Raw genomic sequence first — 23,651 nt, forward strand, 5'->3', positions numbered from 1 at the left:
ATAATGAAGTGCTAAATCCTGCGATTTAAGTTAAAAAATACTCACCTCACTAAAGCATTTTTTTTAGCGACATTTTCTCATTTTTAACTTATTATGAGGGTATGTTTATGGATAATGACAAATATCTAAAGGGCACAACTACCGTAGGAGTAGTTTGTACCGATGGTATCGTGCTCGCAAGCGAACAGAGAGCCACAATGGGGAATTTCATCGCGAGTAAAACTGCAAAAAAGGTTTACCAGGTAGATGATCTTGTAGCAATGACCATTGCAGGTTCGGTAGGGGATGCCCAGCAACTTGTCCGGCTCGTAAATGTAGAATCACAGCTCTACAAGATGCGCAGGAATGAATCAATGACAATAAAGGGTATTGCAACCTTAATGTCAAACTTCTTAAACGCCAACCGCTACTATCCCATGATGGTTCAACTCCTTATAGGAGGGGTTGACAAGAATGGGCCTGGTATCTATTCTCTGGACGCTCTTGGAGGAAGCATAGAAGAGACAAGGATCTCGGCTACAGGTTCCGGTTCTCCCATGGCATACGGAGTACTTGAAGATCAGTACAGGGAGGACATGACTGTAAAAGAGGGCCTTGACCTTGCTATTCGGGCAATCCACAATGCAACTAAAAGGGACTCAGCGTCCGGAGAAAATATCGATGTAGTGGTCATTACTAAGGAAGCGTTCAGGAGGCTGGACCCCGAAGAAGTAAAATCCATAAGAGCTGCATTAACTAAATAACTTAAATTGTTGGTTTTTTATTTTGACACTAAACTAACACCTTTTTCAAACTATTATTTTTTCAACACCTACATACTTTTTCATTTTTTGACAAAAAGGAAGATTCTTGATGCCTATTGAAGACGTGTTATTAGACCTCAAAAATAAAATTGAGAAAAATCTACCCGCAGGAGTTACAATTACCGATGTGGAATTTGAGGGACCCCAACTTGTACTATACACTGAAGAACCCCGCAAATTCGCAGACGATGGGAACATAATTCGTAACCTGGCAAAAGAGCTCAGGACACGGATTGCCATGCGCCCTGACCCCAGGGTACTTGCTACTCCTGAAGACTCTATTTCTATAATCGAAGAGGTTGTTCCAAAAGAATCCGTAATCTCAAGCTACTATTTTGATCCTGACTCTGGAGAAGTAATCATTGAGGCTGAGAAGCCGGGTCTTGTGATAGGAAAGCACGGAGCCACTCTCCGTGAGATCACAAAGCAAATCGGCTGGATTCCGAAGGTTGCGCGGACTCCCCCTATCAAATCCCGTACCGTGAAAAATATAAGGGAGTTTATGAGGAACAACCTAAAAGAAAGAAAAGAAATTCTAAAATCCGTGGGGAGAAAAATCCATAAAGAATGTACCTCAAAAGATCAGTGGATAAGGATTACATCGCTTGGGGGATGCAAAGAAGTAGGGCGGAGCTGTTTCCTGTTATCGACCCCTGAGTCCAGAGTCCTGATCGATTGTGGTGTCAATGTAGGTTCGGACGAAAACATGACTCCTTACCTGTATGTTCCTGAAGTTTTTCCCTTAAATCAGATTGATGCGGTGGTAGTTACACATGCTCACCTAGACCATCAGGGGCTTGTTCCCTTGCTTTTTAAGTACGGATACGATGGACCTGTGTACTGCACGCCGCCTACAAGGGATCTGATGGTTCTGCTCCAGCTCGATTACATCGATGTGGCAGCAAAAGAAGGGAAGAAGATTCCCTACGAATCAGGCATGGTAGCGAAGACCCTCAAACACATAATTCCCCTGGATTATGAGGAAGTAACGGATATCGCTCCTGATATCAAACTGACTTTCCATAATGCAGGTCACATTCTGGGATCGGCCATTTCTCATTTCCATATAGGAGACGGGCTCCATAACGTGGTCTTTACTGGAGACTACAAATATGAAAAGACGCGGCTTTTTGATCCTGCTGTCAATAAGTTTCCAAGAGTTGAAACTGTCGTCAGTGAAGCTACTTATGGGAACTCAAATGCTTTCCAGCCCTCACTTAAAGACGCTGAAAGACACCTCCAGATGGTAGTTAAAAATACCGTGGAAAGAGGAGGAATTTGTCTCATCCCGGCTTTTGCGGTCGGTCGAAGCCAGGAAGTCATGATAGTGCTTGAGGAGTCTATAAGGAAAGGGCTGATTCCCGAAATTCCGGTCTATCTGGACGGAATGATATGGGAAGCAACAGCAATTCATGCTACACATCCCGAGTACCTGAACAATGACCTGAGGAAACTAATCTTCCAGAAAGGTCAGAATCCATTCCTGTCCGAGTGCTTTAGGCCTGTTGACTCTCACGAGGCGCGCCAGAAGATAATTCAGAATCCACATCCCTGTGTTATTCTCGCGACATCAGGTATGATGAACGGAGGGCCGGTTATGGACTATTTCAAAGCCTTTGCCGAAGAACCACGCAACTCTCTGGTGTTTGTAGGGTACCAGGCGGATGGGACAATAGGACGCAGGATCCAGAAAGGATGGAAAGAAATCCCTATGACAGGAAAAAACGGAAGTACCGAGATCATTAAGATGAACATGGAAGTTCAGGTAGTTGACGGTTTCTCAGGTCACTCCGATAGGAGACAGCTTATGGACTACATCAAGAAGATGCAGCCCCGTCCGGAAAGGGTCTTTACCGAGCATGGAGATGAAAAAGCCTGTGTTGATCTGGCAAGCTCAATTTACAAGAAACTGAAAATTGAGACCCGAGCTCTTACAAACCTTGAAACCGTAAGGTTGTTGTAACTCCTTACAGTAAAGTTGCTGTGACCCCTCCAGGGGCCACAACTCTCTTTTTTGAAGAAAAAAATAAATTTTTTTACGGCCTGAACCTATTAGCAGGCTCAAGACTTAGAAGATGTTGCATTAACTGTCTGTGATCTTCTACTACCAGGTCAGCCCTATCAAGGTGTGAAGGCTCCACATATGTGGGAACTCCTATGCAGTAAATTTCGGCATTTTTTGCAGCTTCTACACCCAGGATGGCGTTTTCTATTACTACGCATTCCTCCCGCCGTACATTCAGAAGCTCGACAGCTTTAAGAAAAGGATCGGGATAGGGTTTTGAGTTTATAATATCGTCTCCCGTAACTACAATATCAAATATCCCGGGGAAAAGCTGGTTAACTATACTATGGACAATAACATGATCAGAGCCAGATACTACAGAAAGCAGGAAACGCGTTTTAAGCACCTCAAGGCATTCTTTCATTCCTTCGAAAGCTTTTAGCTCAAAGACTCGTTTGAATTCCTGCCTGTAAATTGAGGTAATAGCTTCGAAATCAAATGCTTCGGGTTCTTTCCTGGCTTTTCGGATAAGCAGAGGAAGACCATTTCTGGGATTTGAACCTTCGATTGCAAAAATATCGCTGTCCTGAATTTCCATACCCATTTCAGAGAAAGCCTTTTTCCAGGCTGCAGCATGGAAGGGCATCGAGTCCACAAGAACGCCATCCATATCGAAAATCAATGCTTTTAACATTGTTCTGACTCCAGATTAAAACTGAATAACTTTGAATTCAAGTTCACTAATTTAAGATAACTAAATTCGTGAAGACTAAGTTAACTGGAATTCACGGGAATTAATGTAACTCAAATCCCGGCAATTAAGGTAAAAATAGCTTTGAAGCCTTAAAGCTTTCCCGGAAAATCCGGGTAGAATTATAGCTTAATTCTGTTTTCTTAGTTCTGATTTTATAGATTCGTTGTAGCTCTCATTAATTTAACATAGTTTTTATAAATAATGCATTTTCAGAATTTTAGCGTGATATTTGTCACAGATTTGGCTTCAAGGCAAGTGCACTGGACAAATTAATTCGAATGAATTTAGACAAATGAATTTAGAAAGTCATACTGCTATTTATTGCCTGTAAATTATAATGTAGAGACATTCATATTAATTTAAAAATACATTAATCCAAAAATCGAGCAAGAGCCCCGAAATCTCGGGATAATACCGAAACAGTTTTTAAGAGGAGAATTCTACTTAAAAGTAATAAATATAAACAGTTTCATTAAATTGTAAGAATCCCAGATCGAAAGTTTTATCAAAAACAAATCACAGGATTGCAGTCTTAGTGCCTGAAGTGAGACGTGGCATCAAAAGAATAAAGATAAGAGATAGAAAATTGCCCTGACTTGGATAATCAGGAGAGCTTTGCTGCAGGAAATAAAACTTTCGATAAAAAATTAAGTTGATATATATAAACATTTTGGCCGCTCCCAACCCTTCATCTTTAAGAATTTAATGATAAAGAAGTAAGAGAGTGAATATATGAGATTTATGGGTGATATATTTAAACTTAATAAACAATTTAAAATTGACGTTTAAATATGTCCGAAATATTTAAATTCACCAGAGTGTCAACTTATTAAAGATAACGTATGAAAAATCTTTGGTAGGTTTTGAAGGTTATCTCATAACTCCACTCAGAGCATTGAAAGGTATGTGACCCCCGGTGTAAAGGGTGGGAAGTCAAATGTAACCATTGGATACAAATCCAGTCGAGGGGATAGAATTGCAATCTATAGTACAGGAAGCAATGAAATTCAGCGAAAAAGAGAAGGAATATCGGAAGAATTCCTCTTCTGATGATGACTTCGAAGAATTCGGGCAACCAAGAATCATGATTGTAGGATGCGGAGGTGCCGGGAATAACACAGTAAACCGTCTCTATAACATAGGAATAGAAGGCGCAGAAACAGTCTGTATCAATACCGATAAGCAGCACCTTGATAATGTAAGAGCTGACAAGAAAATCCTCGTTGGGAAAACCCTTACACGAGGACTGGGAGCAGGCGGTTACCCTGAGACAGGAAAAAAAGCTGCGGAGCTTGCGAGGGGCACCCTTGAAGAAGTTTTAAAGGACGTTGACCTTGTATTCATCACCGCAGGTTTAGGCGGAGGTACCGGGACAGGAGTTGCCCCTGTAGTTGCCGAAGTTGCAAAGGAACAGGGAGCAATTGTTGTAGGAATGGTATCCAGTCCGTTCAGGGTTGAGAGAGCCCGGATTTTCAAAGCCGAAGAAGGTCTTGAGGACCTCCGCAGGGCAGCTGACACCGTAATTGTTCTGGACAATAACAGGCTACTCAATTACGTACCAAACCTTCCTATAGACCAGGCTTTTTCCGTAATGGATCAGCTGATTGCCGAGACCGTAAAGGGAATTACAGAGACAATCACAGTACCCTCCCTGATAAACCTTGACTACGCCGATATCAGGACTATAATGAGCTGTGGCGGCGTTGCAGTTATGCTTGTAGGTGAGTCAAAAAGCCAGGACAAAAGCACTGAGGTAGTGCGGACTGCCTTAAACCACCCCCTGCTTGATGTTGACTACAAGGGCGCAACCGGAAGCCTTGTCCATGTAACTGGCGGGCCTGATCTGAGCCTCAAGGAAGCTGAGGAAATCGCATCCATGCTTACCTACGAACTCTCCCCAAGCGCCAATGTCATCTGGGGCGCAAGGATCAGGGAGGACTATGAAGGTAAGGTAAGGGTAATGGCTATCATGACGGGGGTTCAGTCAGCCCAGATCCTAGGTCCTCAGGCAGGAGCCGGAATCCTTGAACCTAGAACCGAAGCCGACTTCATGCAGGAAAGAAGGTTCGGAAAAATGACACCTGGAGACCGGTTAAGGAATAGCACAGGAGTTCTTAGAAAAAAGCATGACGAATCCATCATTGATTTTATAAATTAAGTCAGGCTCAGATAAAAGCCCGGGTTCTCAAAGCTGAAAAGTTCGGGCTTTTCATTCCCTGATAATTTTTAACCCACGCGTTTCAAACAGATACTCTTTTTTATTAGCGCTTCTATCTAAAAACATGAAAATTTTGATTGCAACTGGGCGGCTTGCGGAAAATACCGTCAGTAAAGCAGTCGGTGAAAAAGCTGACATCCTCGTCGCCGACATTGATATTGCCGCCTTTATCACCCCTAAAAGACTGATTAAAGCATTTCAGGAAGCTGGCCTTTCGAAAAATTATGATCTTATCTTACTTCCGGGGCTTGTAGCAGGAGATTTTTCAAAAGTTTCTGAGGAACTGGGGTGTAAAATCAGGCTTGGGCCAAAGCATGCCTATGACCTTGGATTTGTACTCCAGTTTGCCGGAGAAATCGAGTTTTCCGAAAAAGTCCCTGCCTGTGAACTCCTTGCTGATGTCCGAAAGGAGATGGCTCTTGAATTAATAAAGAAAACTGAAGAAGAAGCTCTCTCGCCCCTTACACTAAGAGGTGTGAAAATCGGGGGAAAGGCTCGCATGAAGGTGATGGGAGAGATTGTAGGAGCTATGGAGATGGATGCTCTGGAACTCCAGGCAAAAATCGAAGCTTTTATCGCCCGGGGAGCAGACATAATCGATCTTGGGGCTACCCTCAATACCTCTCCGATGCAGGCTAAAAAAGCCGTATCCATTGCAAAATCCTTTACAGAGGCCCCAATAAGCATAGATACCCTTGACCCTGAATTGATAAAAGAAGGAGTAGAAGCAGGAACAGACCTTGTCCTTAGCCTCAACAGCACGAATCTTGAGACAGCCGGCCCCATCGTTGCCAGGGCAGGGATTGCAGCTGTTATAATCCCGGATGAAGAAAGGAGCCTTGAGAGCCTTATCAAGAATGTGGAAGCTGCCCGCAGGCTTGGAATCGAGAAAATTATAGCCGATCCCGTTCTTGATCCAGTAGGTCATAACATAACTGAATCCATTGTACGCTATTATAAATTTCACAGAATGTATCCTGAGATTCCCGTGTTTCTTGGAGTCGGCAATGTCACTGAACTTATGGATGTGGATACAATAGGAGTCAATGCCACGCTCTGTGGTATAGGAGCAGAAGCCGGAGCAAGCATTCTTTTCACCCCGGAGTTCAGCGATAAAGCACAGGGCTCTATAAGGGAATTGAAAAGGGCATCGGAAATGATGATGCTTTCCAGCATAAGGGAAAGTTCTCCAAAAGACCTCGGGCTTGACCTCCTCTGCATTAAAGAGAAACGCCGACGGCCTGATTTTCCACTTCCCGAAAATGCGATCCAGGCTAGGCTTTCAAAAGGCTGGCGTATAGACCCTGCAGGTCCTATACGCATCCGTACAGTACCGGATAGCATAAGCGGAAGAGGCGGATTAATTGTAGCCGAACACGAGAAAGCTTCAGTCGTGGGAAAAAACGCCAGGGAAGTTATGGACACCCTGCTTGAACTTGAACTGGTCTCCCGCCTGGATCATGCCGCATATCTGGGAAGGGAACTGGAAAAAGCCGAACTTGCCCTGCAGTTTAATAGAAGCTATGCACAGGACGATGTGTTCTGAGCATAAGACATGTAGAAAAAATAGGGACGTGAAAAAATGAGACTCGAGAATGATGATAAGCAGGCAATCTTTGAGATAGTGGCAGCCCGCTATTTCACAATGCAAAGCTGGAAATGGGTAAACTTGAGGAAAGATGCTAATAAAATCCTCAAAGCTTACGATGAGCTGAACGAGCAGTATGCTTCCTACTCTTATGTGAGCAGGGACTGGTATGTGGAAAACATGGGCTCCAAGAATATTCACATGTGCAATTCCTGGGAAGAACTCAAAAATCTCGTTGCCTTCCTGAATACACATGGAACTGCCTTTAATTTCCTTGTCAACACAGGAAACAGGAAATCTTTCTGTATTGTAAGCGACTCGAGGGATTTAACCGAAGCTCAGGCAAGTGCGATTAAAGAAGTTCAGAGACTCGGATACAATACTTTTATTTTCCTCGCCACGGTCCCGGATGAAATCGAGTTCCAGCTACTGCAGGTAAGGGGAGTTAACTGAGCTCTCCTGACCTGTTCAAGCTTTAGCCTTTTTATTTCTTATTAATTTTCACTATTCCTGTTATTCCCAATTCCCAATTAACCGGATCTGAACATTCGATATAGACGTCTTTGAAACGAAAGGTTTTTAATGGATTTCCTTCAAATAGGAAAGCGTATTCCTGTTAGATATAAGGTAGATTAAATACTTCTCTGATAGATTAAACACTGCTAACTTTGAAGAACTAACCTAACTAGTAAAAAAAGAGAAAATCAAAAAGAAAAAGATCAAAAAATAGAAAAAAAGGAAAAGTGGATATCAGACGATAAACAGAGGTGCAAACACAACCGCCACAATGCTCATGAGTTTTATGAGAATGTTGATTGACGGACCTGCTGTATCCTTAAAAGGATCTCCGACAGTATCGCCTGTTACACCTGCCTTATGAGCGTCCGAACCTTTTCCGCCGAAATTTCCGGTTTCAATAAATTTCTTTGCGTTATCCCACGAACCGCCTGCATTGGACATTGTAATCGCAAGCGCAAAACCTGAGACTACAGAACCTGCGAGCAATCCTCCAAGTGCGCCAGGACCGATTATGAGTCCAACAGCAAGAGGTGAAACAACTGCGAGTACGCCGGGTCCGATCATCTCTTTCAAGGCAGAGTGCGTTGAGATTGTGATACATTTACTGTAGTCAGGGTCAGCTTTGCCTTCCATAAGGCCTTTAATCTCCCTAAACTGTCTCCTAACTTCCATCACGACTTCTCCTGCCGCATTTCCTACAGCCAGAATGGTCATTGATGAGAAGAGGAAAGGTAGCATTGCACCGATGGTAAGCCCGATGAATACATCAGGGCTCATAACATCGATAGCAGCGAGATTTACTGCAATGCCGTATGAAGAGAAGAGGGCAAGTGCCGTAAGGGCTGCTGAACCTATAGCAAAGCCTTTGCCGATAGCTGCAGTCGTATTTCCTACCGCATCAAGTGTATCGGTAATCTCACGTACCTCTTTTTTCTGGTGAGACATCTCAGCAATCCCACCAGCGTTATCAGCCACTGGACCGTATGCATCAACCGACAGCGAAATCCCGAGAGTGGCAAGCATTCCAACGGCTGCAATGGCTATGCCGTAGAGGCCGGAAAGCGTGTATGCAATATAGATTGTAGCGCTGATGATGACAACAGGCCAGACGGTCGACTCCATCCCTTTTGCAAAACCTGTTATAATATTCGTAGCTGCACCGGTTTGACAGGAATCTGCAACAGTACGGGTAGGCTTTTTTTCATACGAGGTATAGTACTCGGTAATCTGCCCGATAAGGAACCCGGAAACAAGCCCTGCAACACTTGCAAAGAAGACCTTTAATCCGTAATCTCCGAGAAGCTGAGATGTCACGAAATATGAGGCAATAACTGTAAGCACGATTGCTGCAATCAGTCCTATATTAAATGCCATATGAATTGCAGATGCCTCGGTCTTGTTAGTGCGTACAAAAAAAGTACCTGCAACGGATGCAAGAATTCCAACAGCCGAAATCAACAGTGGAACCAGGATTACATTCTCAATTGGAACGCCGGGAAAAGTTGCTGCTGCGGTTGAGGCTGCAAGGAGCATTGTCGCTACGATCGAACCGACATAGGACTCATAGAGATCGGCTCCCATGCCCGCAATGTCTCCTACGTTGTCGCCCACATTGTCAGCAATTACAGCAGGATTTCTCGGATCGTCTTCAGGAATTCCGGCTTCCACCTTACCTACAAGGTCAGCCCCAACATCCGCAGCCTTGGTAAATATTCCGCCACCTACGCGCGCAAATAGAGCAATGGAAGAAGCTCCGAGTGAAAAGCCTGCAACGATATTCATAATGGTAGTATAATCGAGATCTGTATAATAGGTTGCAATAACTATAAATGAAGCAGATAGTCCGAGCAGGCCAAGACCCACAACGCTCATTCCCATAACCGTGCCTGATGCAAACGAAACTTTGAATGCTGGTCCAATGCCTCTTGTAGCAGCATTTGTTGTTCTGCCATTAGCTATAGTAGCTGTAAGCATCCCTACATACCCGGCTACTGCAGAAAACACTGCCCCGAAGACAAAGCATATTGCAGTGAGAATCCCATTTGGAAGAACTAATGCAATTAGAACTGAAAACAAAGCGACGAATACAGCAATTGCACGGTATTGTCTGTTAAGATAAACCATGGCGCCATGATGAATTGCCGCAGTAATTTTTTTGATAACATCGTTACCTTCGCCTTCTTTTTGGACATTTTTATAGGATATTCCTGCAAAAATCAAACCAATAACGGCACATATCGGTGCAAGGTAGATTAACACATCCATAAATTTAACCTTCCTCCGGAAAACATCACAAAAATTATTTTTGATGTCGGATACTCGAAGTACTTTTTTATAATAGTTGATTAGTCTTTGTAAACTCATGCTAATATTTTAATCGAAATCTGCAGAAACCGCCCATTTCAACTTCTGAATGGTTCTCATTTTTCGATATGAGCACACACGTAGTTACAGTTATCATATATAAATCTACTTTCACAGTAATACGCAACTAATTTTATAAATAACGTTTCTTTAGTCTTTTTTCTACCAATGTGCTCGTTGGAGAGTTATTGTTATAGAATCAGAATAAAAAACTTCGTTTTTCTACAACACTTTCCAGGAACCCGGAAACTTATTACCTTGCCGATTTAGTATATAAATAACTAAAAAAACACATTTTACAACTGAAATTTCCTTTTTCTATCGGATTTTTACCGATATCTTTATAATTTATCGGAATTTAACTGAAAAAAAGTGGAATAAATTCATTAAAAGATAAGATCTCCAGAATTGGTTCTTGACAAGCTCTTATCTTTTATTATATAGTACCAGCTCATTATATTGCCTGAGTAATAAACTACGAATTTCGTATCTGGTTTGTGTTTCTTCTGGCAGAAAACATATACTATTAATAAAAAAGAAGGATTGCTGTAAAATAACCAGAGATTATCGATGGAAAACGGGCAAAGAGCTATATAAATAACAACTGTCTAAGCTTTTTGTTGAAATAAGGCTTCAATAATTAAAAATTAATTTATAGGTTTTGCAGCCGGAGAATCCCTCGAAGCCAGTGCCTTACGTATTGCCGGCAGAATATTACCAAGATCGCAGATATCGGCTCTGATCTGATGAAATAGTCTTTGGAATAATCCTGCTTACCTGGATTTTTGCCATGCGCATACTTATGATACTTACTTCCATATGCTCGTTCTACATCAATAGAGTTCTCAGCCAGGCACGCTTTGACAACAAAGACGATTTTGATTTTGAAGAACCCGATTATCAAGTTTACTACCCTGTTTGGCCTGCTGGCAATGGAGACTGCTATCTCGGAGTCATTCCGGAATATGGCTCTCTATGTAGGCGGCGTGTTCCTTGTGGTTACGCTATTCTTTGTCTGGCGCTCATTCTACGGAATGAGAATCCCTCTACGGGATAATAAGAGTCCCAGCAAAGAAGTATTGAAGGAGCCGACCGCCGATCAAGAATAATAAGGAACCAAACCTTACAATACCGGATGTTGTAAGGCTTTCTCCACATAAAAATGCAGATTGAGAATATTATATCATACGGGAATCTTCTGATAGGCAAGGGTTTCTTCTAAGCGAAAGAAGTTTGAAATCTCGTGCAGGCATTGAGCTTCTCTTAATACTGTAAGAATAAGTCTTTAAGATGTTATTTCTTCATTACCAGAGGCTGAAAAGAGAACTCGAAGGCTAAAGAATTAGCACTGAAGTTTGAGAAAGAGTACTGAAATTAGAAAGAATAGTGAGCTGAAAGCCTGAAAAAGTAAGAAAAGGATTTCTAATTCTAATTATTAGATTATAAGTAGAAGTAGTGTGAGCGGGTTGGGGAGTGGGGGGGGGTCATATGGGGAGTGGGGGGTATGGTATGTGAAAAAAAGTTTCCCGCTCACATTACTCACAATTATCCCTATTCAAACTAATTATATAAATAGCTATGCATTCTATCCGGATTATTATAATAAAAGCGTCATATTTCAGTAGCAAGCAATGTTTGGAAACAGGCCTAATTTTCTTAGTATAGATAAAAATATGTAAAAGATAGAAATCTTGTCAATAGTTGAATAAAGCCTTTAAAGGTTTGTCAGAGCTATTTTAGCATCAGGGAGACAGATTTTAGGAGCTGCTGTGACAAGAAACTATATACTTAATTAAGGGTTTTTAGTGCTATGAACCTTCACAGGCTTTTGATTTATGGAGCGGCTTTTACGATAATGGGGCTCTCTAATGCTGTAATCCCTATCCTTCCGGAGCTTGCGGACCTGAGTAACCGCTACTCTGGAGGATTTGCCTCAAGCATGCTCTTTTCAGCCTATTTCCTTGGAGCCCTGGGTACAATGCTTCCATTTGGGATTCTCGCGGACAGGTTAGGAAGTTTAAAGTTTATAGGACTGGGTATCATTCTAACAGCCATCTCAGGATTGATTATTCTGCTCTCCGAAAACCTATGGATCCTTTTGATTGCAAGATTGATAGAAGGTTTTGCCTGTGGAGCTTTTTTACCTGCCGCCTTTACAGTGTTATCGAAACTCAGGAATCCGGGGCGCTATATAGGGGAGTTTGTTTTTCTTTTTAATGCCGGCCTGGCAGCAGGAGCCTTTCTCTCAGGGATGCTGGCAGATACATACCTTAAAGGAGCAATTGTTATCTTTACAGTCTTTGCTTTCCTTTTGACCATTTATCTGATTTCCAAGTACAGAGGGCTGGTTGACCCTGAGAGCGAAGGGAAAGAAAATATATTTAAGGTCCCAGAAAATTCTGACCTTTTCAGAAAGCCCTATAGGGAAATTAAGGAGCTCCTGAATCGTGGGAACTCAGGTCTCTGGCTCAGTTCTTTCCTGCTTAACGGAGCCATTGGAGTGCTTGTAGCTTACTATCCAGATTATAGCCTCGGCACTATAACAAAAGCCCAGCTTGGGATCTCAATTTCCAGCCTTTATGTCTGTGCAATGGTTGCCTCCCTGCTTGGAGGGCATTTTAAGGTAAAGGAAAAAAACTTAATTCGAATCGGGATAGGATTTTCCACGCTTGGAGTCCTTTCTGCAATAAAATATCCTCTGTTTGGATTCTCAAGCCTTGGAGGAGGATCTGGAGTCGCAACAGTGGGTTTTGCACTGGCTGTCGCCAGAATGAATGCTGACAGGGGTCTTGCAATGGGGCTTTTTAACACAACTATTTATGCAGGGCTCTCTCTTGCTCCGATTATTGCAGGGCTTTTTACAGACGTTATGAGTTTTGAGAAACTATTTATCGTAAATGGATGTATCCTGGCAGGCACCCTTATGCTCAGGGAATGAGATACTCTCAGCAGGCATTGCCCAGTTTTACACCCATAAGCACCCAATAGCTTTATTCTTGAAACAAGGATAAACTGAAAAACCAGGAAAAAGGTAAGTATCAAGTACAAAACCAGTACAGGGCTGAACACACAAAATCAAAATGTCTATGAACCTTAAAAAGCCAGCACTCTATTCTTCAGTTTTTGCACTTCAGGGTCTTTCAAATGCAGTAATCCCTGTTCTACCGGAGCTTGCCGGAGGAAATAGTGGAAGTTCTGCTATTTCAACCTTTATATTTTCAGGATATTTTATGGGAGCTCTGCTTGCCCTTGTACCCCTTGGAATCCTGGCAGACCGTGTAGGAAACCTAAAGGTGTTAAGATTTGGAATGCTGCTGACTGTTTTTACAGGATCCTTTATCGCATTCTCAGACAACCAGTGGATTCTTGGGATCTCAAGATTCTTGGAGGGAGTAGGATGTGGGGCTTTTTTCCCTGCAGCTTTCTCTATAATTGCAGAATGGGAAGACAGCCAGCAAAGCCTTGGAGAATTTAATTTCTTACTAAACGCCGGGCTGGCTGCAGGCGTTTTATTCTCAGGATTACTTGCCGGTTTTGGAATTAAAACTGCAATAATTAGCTTCACTTTCCTGGCAGTCCTTTCCTGTATTCTCCTCATATCAGAAGCTGGAGAACTGCTTGTTCCGAATAGAATAGGGAAGAAATTTACGCTGCCTGAAAATAGAAATCCTGCAAGAAATCAGCAGGATCTCTCATTACTCCACGAGATAAGAAGCTACCTGGAAAAAACTAGAGAAAGCCTGCTTAAAACCGATTTCGGGAGAATCTGGGGAATTACAGTGCTTCTTTATGGAGCTATGGGTCTGCTAACTGCAAACTATGCTGATTACAGTGCTGGCTTCCTGACAAAACCCGAACTTGGGCTGGCAATCTCAGCTTCTTATCTGGCTGCAATGTTGAGTTCCCTGATTGCAGGCAGGATAGCTGTTAATTCAAAAAACATAGTAAAGGCAGGAATAGTCCTTGCATCAGCAGGTATCTTCCTGTCAGTAAAGCTGCCCTTACTTGCTTTCTTCCTGATGGGTGCAGGAGGAGGGACTGCAGTCGTAGGGTTGATTATGGCAGTTTCCAGAATCAGTCCAAGCGGCTTTGCAATGGGTCTTTTCAATACCGGAATTTATGCCGGGCTCGGGCTGGGCCCTATTTTCGGAAGCTTTTTCCTGGAGCCTTTTGGTTATGAGGCTGTGTTTCTCGGAAGTGCCTTTGTATTGCTTGCAATGCTCTTTGTAGAACTTGAGTAAAATACCCTGAAAATGTCTGATTAAAAATGCGAAAAATACAGAGGAAAGAGGAATTATCTAAGAAATCCATAACGTTCCACACAAGCTTTAAAAAGCACAAAAACCCTATGCTATAAACAACACATAACATTTGAAATCCGGTGATTAATTGAAAGTAAAGTCAAGAGTTCAGCTGAGGAAGAGTGTCAAAAACAAAATGTTGAAAGACCTTGTATCCACTTTCGGCGAGGAAATATCAGGAATGGAAAACAAAATCCTGGAGAGAATTACACTTGAAGAACACTCTATTATCCTTGTGGATGGCAAGCCTTTGCTTTTCGAAATTGAAGGACATCTTTTCCCTACCGTTCGCGGAGCTCTTGAAATGGGACTTCAAAAACGTGTTGTAACCGTGGATAAAGGAGCTGTCCGTTTCGTTTCAAACGGTGCGGATATAATGGCTCCGGGAATCGTAGCTGCCGACCCCGAGATAAAAGAAGGAGACCTGGTAATTATAGTGGAAGAGACTCACAAAAAAGCTCTTGCAATCGGAAAAGCCCTTATGGGAGGGCAGGAAATGGCCGAAGCCACTTCAGGTAAAGCTATAAAATCAATAACCCATGTAGGAGATAAACTCTGGAACATGGAATTCTAATAGCCTCATAAAACAAAACATATTTTTATTAAACGAAACCCGTGGGCAGGGAGCGAAAACTTTCTGAGACAAAAAGAAAATCAGGACCAGCTTTATAATAGCAAAATTAATTAATATAGATCTCAATATAGGACAGTGCTATTCGAATTTTAAAAAATACGAAAGGTGTGCACAAAATGGCAAAACTCATAGACAAGCTCCTTGGCAGCAATGTTAATAAAGGTCCAACAAACCCTGAGGATTATACTGAAATTGATCTCAGCAAGTATGAAGAAGTTCTCGAGGATGAGCCTGCAGAAACCTATGTAAAGATCGCAGAAGTCTCAAATCTCAACCAGGTGTCCCAGCTAAAGCAGGAAATTTATAACGGAAATATCCTGATGGTAGACATTTCGAATATCAGGGGCGATGACCTGTTAAGAGACAGAGTATTAAAAGAATTGAAAGATGTTGTTGTCGATGTTCACGGGGATATCGCCGGTGTCAAAGGAAATACCGTGATAGTGACCCCAACAGGCATTAAAATCGACAGATCCAAAATAACTGGTGGAAAATATTGAATCCGGATTTTTTAAAACAGGAAGAGTTTAAAACAAGTATCTGCTGTCCTCTGTGCCAGAGAGATCTTGTGATGAACTGGCAGAGAGATAATATTCCCTATTTCGGAGAGATCATGCATGTCAGTGCAAGGTGCCAATGCAGTTTCCGTTTTGCAGATACCATGATACTCTCGAGTAAGGAACCCATGCGCTATGAGATGCCAGTCGAAAACTGGGAAGACCTAGATGCAAGGGTCATCCGTTCAACCTCAGGAACAATCCGCATCCCGGAAATGGGGGTTACTATCGAACCCGGATCGGTTTCAGAGTCTTACGTAACGAACATAGAAGGTGTACTGCACCGGGTCAGGGATGTCCTTATGACCGCTAGCAGGTGGGTACAGGGAGACGAAGAGAAAACCTCGCGCAGCAAGGAACTCCTGTGTATGCTCGAAGAAGTGATCCAGGGCAAAAGAAAAATCACAGTCATAATCGAAGATCCCCTTGGAAACAGCGCAATTATCTCAAAGAAAGTTAAAGCTGTCAAGCTCTCCAAAGAAGAAGCCGAGAAGCTAAACACCGGCATGATCGTTTTCGATGTTGATAAATCCGAACTCGCACATGATGTTTCAGATAATGTTCAGCCCCTCGGAGGAGACTAATTCCTTTTTTCTGATTTTTCACAGCCTGACAAATTCCGGGGATTTCCAATATAGTTATTAACTTTTATTCCAATAAAGGCAGGCATACCAGGGCTATGCAGGCAATTTCAATGAGGATGCCGCATAATTAAAATCCGCATATCTCAAGTATGTGCCGGTCTGGAAAAGTCTTTATACAGAATTTCCGAAGAGAAAGCACGGCTGCAGAAATCGTACCTATCTGAAGGCAAACCTTTAAATTAGCCCGATGAACTGTGTGTTTAATCAAAAAGATTACAATTGGCATTTAGAACGTAAAGCAGGAACTCGCATATCTTAAAGTTTGAAAGTTTAGAAGTAATTTAGTTGGCTTAAGAAATTATTTAACCATTCAAGAGTTTATTCAATCAATTTAAGGATGTATTTAACCCAATTTAAGGATGTATTTAACCCAATTTAAGGATGTATTTAACCCAATTTAAGGATGTATTTAACCCAATTAAAGATGTATTTAGCCCAATTAAGGATATATTTAACCCATAAGGATTTATCTCACTAATTTAGAATTTCAAATGAAGTTGACAGCTATTTGATGTACTCAAAATTTATTTTGGTAAGCCTAAGAATTTAAGGTTTATTCAAATTTCGATAACACGGTGAAGGTATGGCAGAAAGCGAAAAAGAAGCAGCACTCCCTCCAAAAGAGGAATTTAGCGAATGGTATAACGAACTTCTGTGGATGGCCGAAATAATGGATGTCCGCTATCCTGTAAAAGGGCTCTATGTCTGGTATCCCTTCGGCTTTGCGATTCGCAGGAATACTTACAATATTATAAGGGAAATCCTTGACAACAGCGGGCACCAGGAAGCTCTTTTTCCACTACTTATCCCCGAAAACGAGTTCATGAAAGAAGCCGAACATATCAAAGGCTTTGAGGATGAGGTATACTGGGTAACTCACGGAGGAAGAGATCTGCTAGATATCCCTCTTGCCCTTCGCCCAACAAGTGAAACTGCCATTTACCCGATGTACAAAATGTGGGTCAGGTCTCATGCAGATTTCCCTCTCAAACTCTACCAGATAGTCAACACTTTCCGTTACGAAACAAAGCATACTCGCCCCCTTATAAGGCTCAGGGAGATTACTTCTTTTAAAGAAGCCCATACCGTACACGCTACCTGGGAAGATGCGGAAGCTCAGGTTAAAGAAGCTATCAGGCTCTATACCGAGATATACCGCAGGCTTGGAATCCCTGTGCTCCGGTCAAGAAGACCTGATTGGGATAAATTCCCGGGTGCGGATTACACCGATGCTATTGACGCCGTAATGCCTGACGGAAAAACCCTTCAGATAGGTACGGCTCACCACCTGGGAGACAATTTTGCAAAAACTTTCGACATTAAGTATGAAGCACCTGACGGAGAGCAGCTTTATGCCCACCAGACCTGTTACGGGATTTCAGAGAGATCGATTGCAGCTACAATATCCATTCATGGAGACGATAAAGGGCTGGTTTTGCCCCCGGAAATCGCACCTGTGCAGGTTGTAATTATCCCGATTATCTTCAAGAAGGGAGCGGAAGAAGTGCTCGCAGCCTGCAGGGATGTGCAGGAACGCTTGAAGAAAGCTGGCATCAGAGTTGAAATCGATGCAAGTGACCTCCGCCCCGGAGCAAAGTACTATAAATGGGAAATGAAGGGAGTGCCCCTGAGGCTTGAAATCGGACCCCGAGACCTGCAAAACAATATCGCTGTGGCTGTCAGGAGAGACACCGGAGAGAAAGAGCAGATACCGCTCCATGAAATCGAGGCATCCGTATGCTCAAGATTCGAAGCCATCCACGAAAGCCTCTATCAAAAGGCAGAAACCGAACTTGAAAACCGCATATTTGAATGTACGGAACTGGAAGAAGTAAAGGAGAAAATCCAGGAAGGTGTTGCAACAATCCCCTGGTGTGGAAATAAAGAATGCGGGCTTGTTATGGAAGACAGGATAGGTGCAGGTATCCTGGGAATTCCTCTTGAACAGAAAAACAGACGGAAAGAAAAGTGCCCTGGCTGCGGCGGAGAAACCGAAACTCGCGTGTACGTAGCAAGGACATACTAAAGCTAAAAACTGTCCTGCATAACCAAGAGAGCCGACTACTAATCTGCCCCAGCTTTCATTTTTCTTTTTTACTTTACAGATCTTACAGCCTGAATTAACCCGAAAGGCTGTAAATACCGAGTTAAATTCAGGAGTTTACTCAACCGATCTTTAATTCAAAATTTTCCTTGGCTAAGTGCTTGAGTTCGAAAAGAAAGAGAGATAAAGTAAATTTAACTTGAGTAATATTAAATTATATTTGTTGGTGGATAAATATTAAATAGTAGGTTGAAGAATTCTCATTAGAATTCAGGAAGAATTGCTTTATTTATCTCACAAACTTTTTCAAAAAAGAGCTTGACTGCAAGCTTTTTCAAAAAAGGTTTTACCGCAAACTTTTTCAAAAAAGTTTGAACACACGCCTTTTGAAAAAAGGCTTGAGCGAAAACAGCAAACTTTTAAATCTGAGAACCTTATCCCGAAAACTTACCCGGCGTGATAAACATAAACTTTTTACGAGAAGTTTGACCAAAAACCTTTTGAGAAAAGGTTTTATCGCAAACTTTTTCAGAAAAAGTTTGATCAAAAACCATACTTTAACTAAAACAACGTGGTCGACGTGGTCAAGCGGCGCAACGCTTGGTGATAAACACAAACTTTTTAAGAAAAAGTTTGATCAAAAACAGCATTTTCGGTCAAGCCTTTTTTGAAAAGGGTTGTAGCGCAACGGTTTCGGTCAAGCCTTTTCGTAAAAGGGTTGCCGCTCAACGGTTTCGGGACTAATTTGCACTTTATTCATTAAGGAGATACTATATGGCCTGGATCGAACCGGAAGTAACCAAAAAACCAAGAAGACCGATGTTCTTATGCGTGCTTTCCAATACCAAAACCGCACATATCCCGAAGCTCTCAGCTGCAGGAAAAACGGCTGAACTTACGGACTATACACCTGCAGGAGATGCGGAACTTATGGAGACAGGAAATATTATCAGTGTGCCCGTTCTCCCCATGACTCCCCCTTACGATACACCTACTCCTGCGATTATGACTCGCTCAGCGCTGAAGCTCACGGATGTTCCCTATCATTTCATTAACTCCGGCCTTATTGTAACTCCGGAAGTACCGTGTATTGACCTGAAGGCCAAACCTGGGGAAGACATAAGGGAACCAATTGCGGTCAGGGATGTACAGGGAATCTACGAGCGGGCAAAGTTCCTCGCCAAAAGGCTCAGAAACCAGGTAGACCACGTGGTTATCGGGGAAAGTATTCCTGGCGGTACAACAACGGCTATGGGAGTTTTAACGGCCCTTGGATATAACGGAAGTGTCAGCAGCAGTGCCGATGAGAATCCTCTCGAACTGAAAAAACGGGTTGTTGAAGAAGGCATGAAAGCCTCAGGCCTGACCTTTGGCTGCCTGAAGGATGATCCCATGAAAGCTATTGCCTGCATGGGAGATCCGATGATGCCTGCTGTTGTAGGTCTTGTTGCAGGCTTCCAGGGCACTGATGTCAGTGTAGTGCTTGCAGGAGGAACCCAGATGGCAGCAGTGTACGCCCTGATCAAGCACCTTGGTTTAAATACGGAAAAGCTGGCAATTGCCACTACCCGCTATGTTGTGGAAGATAAATCCGCGAGCTTTACCGAACTTACTAGAGCGCTTGGCGTACCCGTGGTATATGTTGCGGATCCCGGGTTTGGAAAATCTGAGCTCAAAGGGCTACACAAGTATGAGACAGGTACAATCAAGGAGGGTGCAGGTGCTGGTGGCGCCATGTACCTTGCAGGTCTTTACGGAATCACCCAGGAAGATTTTAGGGCAGAAGTAGAAAGCGTATGCAAACTGCTCAAAGCAGGGCACTGAGAAACAGCTTCCTTATACGTTCTCTGACTGGTTTTAAAAGATTATACAAAAGAATATGCTTGTTTAACAAAACCAATTTATTTTTACTTTTTATTCAAATAAGCAATTTTAAGGAATACTTTTATCTCTTTTTCAGCTTGAAAGCGTCATATCGGCTATAAAGTTTAAAACAACGAAAATAAGCGGTTGCTCTCACATAACAAATAGAGAAAGAATAATAAGCAAAAATAGAATAAGAAGTAAAATTATTAGAGATTAAAAACTGATTATGAGCCATTAGCACTCTTTAAAAGCTAATTTTCCTCAACTTCTCTAACATTAAACTCCTTTCTCCCAGGTCAGACCTTAATTACATTGATTTGGGCGTCTTCATAAAGCTTAAAGACGAAGCTGCCCTGTTTACAGATGTTGAATTCTGATGTTGGAAGACTTCTACCCCCCCTGTCAAATATGCTTCCGAACTCACACACCCGCAGTTCCGGCAGTAATAAAATATGTTAGAACCAAGGACCTGGCGTTTCAACTTTGTCTGGCATACACTACAAAACATAGAAATACTTGTATTCCCCATTGCAAAGTCCTCATCCGTAAATCATAATAGAGTCCAGTCTTGCAGTACCCACTCTTGTCCAGTACTTACAAATACTACAGTACTGGGTCTCTCCATCTGAGCTCACTTTTAGTTTAGCATGGCATTTTGGACATATTTTTAGTTGTTTCGTAAATAAACCCCCTTGGATTTCCATTTTTAAACTACAAGATTTAATGGTCAAAGCCAATAAGCCGAAAAGATACCCTGACAGTACATGAAAGATCTGAAAGGATATCATCAGTTTGGGAAAGCAACTGACCCTAAATTTTGAGTTAAATTAAAAAGTCGTTTTTAACCTTTAACTGACAACACATTGATTCCCTCGGACAGGACCTCAGATAAAGGCATTTTAAGCTAATGAGCGTCTTGCTTAAAAATCAGACCTGCCCGTTCTCGCTGCATACTATTACAACAAGCTAATCAGATATATTATTCCTGAAAGGATATAAGTTTTGGGTCGAAAAGAAGTGATTTTTATATGATTAATAGGCATAAGGTTGCCTGTTGGAAGGATAGGACGCCTCTAAGCGAAGGATTTTAAAAGAAGAGGTCGAAGTAGACATCAGTCGAAATCGAGTCAAGGTGATCAATGTCGATAATCAATTTAATTAATATCGATTAAATAATATTAACTTAACTTTATTAGTTCAATAAGGGTTAAAGAATATTAGTAGTAAAACAAGTTGAATGGCAATTAAATAAGGTATGTATTTAACGAACGGCAGACGATTGAAGAGTAAAAATAAGCAAACTGGAAGAAACAGATGCTTACAGGGTTCATACTCCAGATTAACAAACCCTCAAGCTATCTGATCCTTCAGCCTGGATGCTGTTTTGAAAACTGTTTCAAGCGAAATATATAAATAATATTATCGCTTTAGGAATGTTCGCGATAGGGTGGGCAAGACGGGCACATCCGCCGACAACGTAAGCCGCTTTAACTCAGTTGGTAGAGTGTCTGGCTGTTAACCAGAATGTCGTAGGTTCGAGTCCTACAAGCGGCGTAAAATTTTTGCATTTTTTACTGTTCATCCCAGAATAGAAAGTACATATGCAAAAAATTTATTATTAAAGCCGTGCTAGATATTGCTAATAGTATAACCAGTAGGGGCCTGTAGCTCAGTCAGGTTAGAGCGCTCGGCTCATAACCGAGCGGTCACCGGTTCAAATCCGGTTAGGCCCATAAACTTTATATCAAATGAATCTTTTGTATAGAGAGATTCAAGGGTTAAAACATAATAAATCTCCTATCAGAGAGCCGCTTTAACTCAGCTGGTAGAGTGTCTGGCTGTTAACCAGAATGTCGTAGGTTCGAGCCCTGCAAGCGGCGTAAATTCCTTACTTTTTTAAGATATACAAGATTATATCATTTTCTTGCTATTTTTGCTTTCTGTTTATTGAAAAAAAGGTTTAGCATTTGTTTTTCCTAAACCGCATTAGTGCTTGTCCAATTGCCCGATCCTTGTCAAGGCTTGTTCTAACTGTTAAATTACTTTAGATTCTATTTTACCTCAATCTACTTTAGATTCTATTTTACCTCAATCTACTTTAGATTCTATTTTACCTCAATCTACTTTAGATTCTATTTTACCTCAATCTACTTTAGATTCTATTTTACCTGAATCTGCTTATTGATTAAATTTTTAAATCTCCAGAACATACCATTTTTTAATTGAATAGTTTTTATATTCATATAGGGGAGCCAGAAATTTCAGGAGAAAATTAACATATGCAATTCCTGAGCAAAAGTATCAATACTTAATAGAGAAATTATAAATGTAGAAAAGAGGATAAGGTACTAAGAAGGATTATAGATAAATACAGTTTCACAGTAATACTACCATCCAACTAATTGCTATCAATAAAATGAGGTTTAATACATGGTTTCAATTAATAAAGAGGAAGTAATTGTACCTTTAGATGTCCCGAGAGCAATGCGTGAGACATACATCAACAACTATATGGAGATCACAAGGGGAACCGGCAGGTTAATGCTTTTTGCAGGAGACCAGAAGGTAGAACATCTCAATGATGATTTTTACGGTGAAGGTATACCTGAAGATGACGCTGATCCCGAACACCTTTTCAGGATAGCATCCAGGGCAAAAATTGGAGTTTTCGCAACGCAGCTAGGGCTTATTGCCCGCTACGGCATGGACTACAGGGACGTGCCATACCTTGTAAAAATAAACTCCAAAACAAACCTTGTTAAGACCGCGCAGGCTGATCCCTTCAGCAATCTCTGGTACGATGTTGACCAAGTCGTTGAGTTTAAGGAAAACAGCGGGCTTAAAATTCTTGGCGTAGGATATACAATTTATCTTGGCAGCGAGTTTGAAGCCGAAATGCTTGTGCAGGCTGCTCAAATAATTTACGACGCCCACCAGCACGGCATGCTATCAGTGCTCTGGATTTACCCGCGTGGAGCTGCAGTAAAAGACGAAAGAGACCCACACCTTATAGCAGGAGCAACCGGAGTCGGAGCTTGCCTTGGCACGGACTTTGTAAAGGTCAATTATCCTAAGAAGGAAGGGGCTGAATCTGCCGAGATCTTCAAGGAAGCCATTAAAGCCGCAGGGCGTACCAAAGTGGTTTGCGCAGGCGGTACAAGCGATGAAGTCGAAACCTTCCTGAAGAAACTCTATGACCAGATCCATATTTCCGGCGCTCAGGGAAATGCAACAGGGAGAAATATACACCAGAAACCTCTGGATGAGGCTATCCGCATGTGTAATGCTGTATATGCAATCACTGTTGAAGACTCAAGCGTTGAAGATGCCCTTAAAATATACAAAGGCAAATGA

At 42.0% G+C, this 23,651-nt stretch carries 16 protein-coding genes and 3 tRNA genes; 17 read left to right on the forward strand and 2 right to left on the reverse strand.

Features of this window, described 5'->3' with window-relative positions; translation table 11 throughout:
* The first annotated feature begins 107 nt into the window (after nucleotides 1-107).
* Both psmB and AOB57_RS03780 read left to right on the forward strand, forming a co-directional pair.
* The gene (psmB, locus tag AOB57_RS03775) at nucleotides 108-743 is read left to right on the forward strand and encodes an archaeal proteasome endopeptidase complex subunit beta (protein WP_054300098.1); all 636 of its coding nucleotides are present in this window, start codon (nucleotides 108-110) and stop codon (nucleotides 741-743) included.
* 109 nt (nucleotides 744-852) lie between these two features.
* A complete protein-coding gene (locus tag AOB57_RS03780) occupies nucleotides 853-2,766 on the forward strand; it encodes a beta-CASP ribonuclease aCPSF1 (RefSeq protein WP_054300099.1) in 1,914 nt (637 codons plus the stop codon).
* Nucleotides 2,767-2,839: 73 nt separating this feature from the next.
* Here the strand turns inward: AOB57_RS03780 and AOB57_RS03785 are convergent, their stop codons facing one another.
* Nucleotides 2,840-3,502 carry an HAD family hydrolase gene (locus AOB57_RS03785; RefSeq protein ID WP_054300100.1) on the reverse strand — a complete coding sequence of 221 codons (663 nt, stop codon included), beginning with the start codon at nucleotides 3,500-3,502 and terminating at the stop codon, nucleotides 2,840-2,842.
* Nucleotides 3,503-4,538: 1,036 nt separating this feature from the next.
* On the opposite strand from AOB57_RS03785, the gene ftsZ reads away from it, so the two are divergent.
* From ftsZ to AOB57_RS03800, 3 genes are all read left to right on the forward strand, one after another.
* Nucleotides 4,539-5,720 carry a cell division protein FtsZ gene (gene ftsZ / locus AOB57_RS03790; RefSeq protein WP_054300101.1) on the forward strand — a complete coding sequence of 394 codons (1,182 nt, stop codon included), beginning with the start codon at nucleotides 4,539-4,541 and terminating at the stop codon, nucleotides 5,718-5,720.
* Between the two features lie 124 nt (nucleotides 5,721-5,844).
* On the forward strand, nucleotides 5,845-7,326 hold the full coding sequence (locus tag AOB57_RS03795) for a dihydropteroate synthase-like protein (RefSeq protein WP_054300102.1): 1,482 nt from the start codon (nucleotides 5,845-5,847) through the stop codon (nucleotides 7,324-7,326).
* Nucleotides 7,327-7,362: 36 nt separating this feature from the next.
* Nucleotides 7,363-7,821, forward strand: coding sequence for a hypothetical protein (locus AOB57_RS03800; RefSeq protein WP_054300103.1), 459 nt, complete (start codon nucleotides 7,363-7,365; stop codon nucleotides 7,819-7,821).
* Between the two features lie 297 nt (nucleotides 7,822-8,118).
* On the opposite strand, the gene AOB57_RS03805 is transcribed toward AOB57_RS03800, so the two are convergent.
* The gene (locus AOB57_RS03805; RefSeq protein WP_054300104.1) at nucleotides 8,119-10,152 is read right to left on the reverse strand and encodes a sodium-translocating pyrophosphatase; all 2,034 of its coding nucleotides are present in this window, start codon (nucleotides 10,150-10,152) and stop codon (nucleotides 8,119-8,121) included.
* A gap of 959 nt (nucleotides 10,153-11,111) precedes the next feature.
* On the opposite strand from AOB57_RS03805, the gene AOB57_RS03810 reads away from it, so the two are divergent.
* From AOB57_RS03810 to AOB57_RS03865, 12 genes are all read left to right on the forward strand, one after another.
* Nucleotides 11,112-11,360, forward strand: coding sequence for a hypothetical protein (locus tag AOB57_RS03810; RefSeq protein ID WP_226999627.1), 249 nt, complete (start codon nucleotides 11,112-11,114; stop codon nucleotides 11,358-11,360).
* 701 nt (nucleotides 11,361-12,061) lie between these two features.
* Nucleotides 12,062-13,189, forward strand: a complete 1,128-nt coding sequence (locus tag AOB57_RS03815; protein ID WP_054299109.1) for an MFS transporter — start codon at nucleotides 12,062-12,064, stop codon at nucleotides 13,187-13,189.
* Between the two features lie 142 nt (nucleotides 13,190-13,331).
* A complete protein-coding gene (locus tag AOB57_RS03820; RefSeq protein WP_226999628.1) occupies nucleotides 13,332-14,492 on the forward strand; it encodes an MFS transporter in 1,161 nt (386 codons plus the stop codon).
* Between the two features lie 148 nt (nucleotides 14,493-14,640).
* Nucleotides 14,641-15,126, forward strand: a complete 486-nt coding sequence (locus tag AOB57_RS03825; protein ID WP_054299111.1) for an RNA-binding protein — start codon at nucleotides 14,641-14,643, stop codon at nucleotides 15,124-15,126.
* Between the two features lie 176 nt (nucleotides 15,127-15,302).
* On the forward strand, nucleotides 15,303-15,686 hold the full coding sequence (locus AOB57_RS03830; protein ID WP_054299112.1) for a cell division protein SepF: 384 nt from the start codon (nucleotides 15,303-15,305) through the stop codon (nucleotides 15,684-15,686).
* Nucleotides 15,683-16,327, forward strand: coding sequence for a ZPR1 zinc finger domain-containing protein (locus tag AOB57_RS03835; protein WP_054299113.1), 645 nt, complete (start codon nucleotides 15,683-15,685; stop codon nucleotides 16,325-16,327). Before AOB57_RS03830 ends, AOB57_RS03835 begins: the two co-directional genes overlap by 4 nt.
* A 643-nt stretch (nucleotides 16,328-16,970) precedes the next feature.
* The gene (gene proS, locus AOB57_RS03840; protein ID WP_054299114.1) at nucleotides 16,971-18,413 is read left to right on the forward strand and encodes a proline--tRNA ligase; all 1,443 of its coding nucleotides are present in this window, start codon (nucleotides 16,971-16,973) and stop codon (nucleotides 18,411-18,413) included.
* A gap of 792 nt (nucleotides 18,414-19,205) precedes the next feature.
* On the forward strand, nucleotides 19,206-20,255 hold the full coding sequence (gene cobT, locus AOB57_RS03845; protein WP_054299115.1) for a nicotinate mononucleotide-dependent phosphoribosyltransferase CobT: 1,050 nt from the start codon (nucleotides 19,206-19,208) through the stop codon (nucleotides 20,253-20,255).
* Nucleotides 20,256-21,778: 1,523 nt separating this feature from the next.
* Nucleotides 21,779-21,851 (forward strand) — tRNA-Asn (locus AOB57_RS03850).
* A 104-nt stretch (nucleotides 21,852-21,955) separates the two neighbouring features.
* Nucleotides 21,956-22,030 (forward strand) — tRNA-Ile (locus AOB57_RS03855).
* Nucleotides 22,031-22,104: 74 nt separating this feature from the next.
* Nucleotides 22,105-22,177, forward strand: a tRNA-Asn gene (locus AOB57_RS03860).
* A gap of 550 nt (nucleotides 22,178-22,727) precedes the next feature.
* Nucleotides 22,728-23,651, forward strand: a complete 924-nt coding sequence (locus tag AOB57_RS03865) for a beta/alpha barrel domain-containing protein (RefSeq protein WP_054299116.1) — start codon at nucleotides 22,728-22,730, stop codon at nucleotides 23,649-23,651.

Origin of the sequence: Methanosarcina flavescens (assembly GCF_001304615.2) — an archaeon.
Classification (GTDB): Archaea; Halobacteriota; Methanosarcinia; order Methanosarcinales; family Methanosarcinaceae; genus Methanosarcina; species Methanosarcina flavescens.

Excerpts from the sequence above, each read along its gene's own strand:
- psmB (WP_054300098.1), top strand. The coding sequence starts at position 108 with ATGGATAATGACAAATATCTAAAGGGCACAACTACCGTAGGAGTAGTT.
- AOB57_RS03780 (WP_054300099.1), top strand. The coding sequence starts at position 853 with ATGCCTATTGAAGACGTGTTATTAGACCTCAAAAATAAAATTGAGAAA.
- AOB57_RS03785 (WP_054300100.1), bottom strand. The coding sequence starts at position 3,502 with ATGTTAAAAGCATTGATTTTCGATATGGATGGCGTTCTTGTGGACTCG.
- AOB57_RS03795 (WP_054300102.1), top strand. The coding sequence starts at position 5,845 with ATGAAAATTTTGATTGCAACTGGGCGGCTTGCGGAAAATACCGTCAGT.
- AOB57_RS03800 (WP_054300103.1), top strand. The coding sequence starts at position 7,363 with ATGAGACTCGAGAATGATGATAAGCAGGCAATCTTTGAGATAGTGGCA.
- AOB57_RS03805 (WP_054300104.1), bottom strand. The coding sequence starts at position 10,152 with ATGGATGTGTTAATCTACCTTGCACCGATATGTGCCGTTATTGGTTTG.
- AOB57_RS03815 (WP_054299109.1), top strand. The coding sequence starts at position 12,062 with ATGAACCTTCACAGGCTTTTGATTTATGGAGCGGCTTTTACGATAATG.
- AOB57_RS03820 (WP_226999628.1), top strand. The coding sequence starts at position 13,332 with ATGTCTATGAACCTTAAAAAGCCAGCACTCTATTCTTCAGTTTTTGCA.
- AOB57_RS03830 (WP_054299112.1), top strand. The coding sequence starts at position 15,303 with ATGGCAAAACTCATAGACAAGCTCCTTGGCAGCAATGTTAATAAAGGT.
- proS (WP_054299114.1), top strand. The coding sequence starts at position 16,971 with ATGGCAGAAAGCGAAAAAGAAGCAGCACTCCCTCCAAAAGAGGAATTT.
- cobT (WP_054299115.1), top strand. The coding sequence starts at position 19,206 with ATGGCCTGGATCGAACCGGAAGTAACCAAAAAACCAAGAAGACCGATG.
- AOB57_RS03865 (WP_054299116.1), top strand. The coding sequence starts at position 22,728 with ATGGTTTCAATTAATAAAGAGGAAGTAATTGTACCTTTAGATGTCCCG.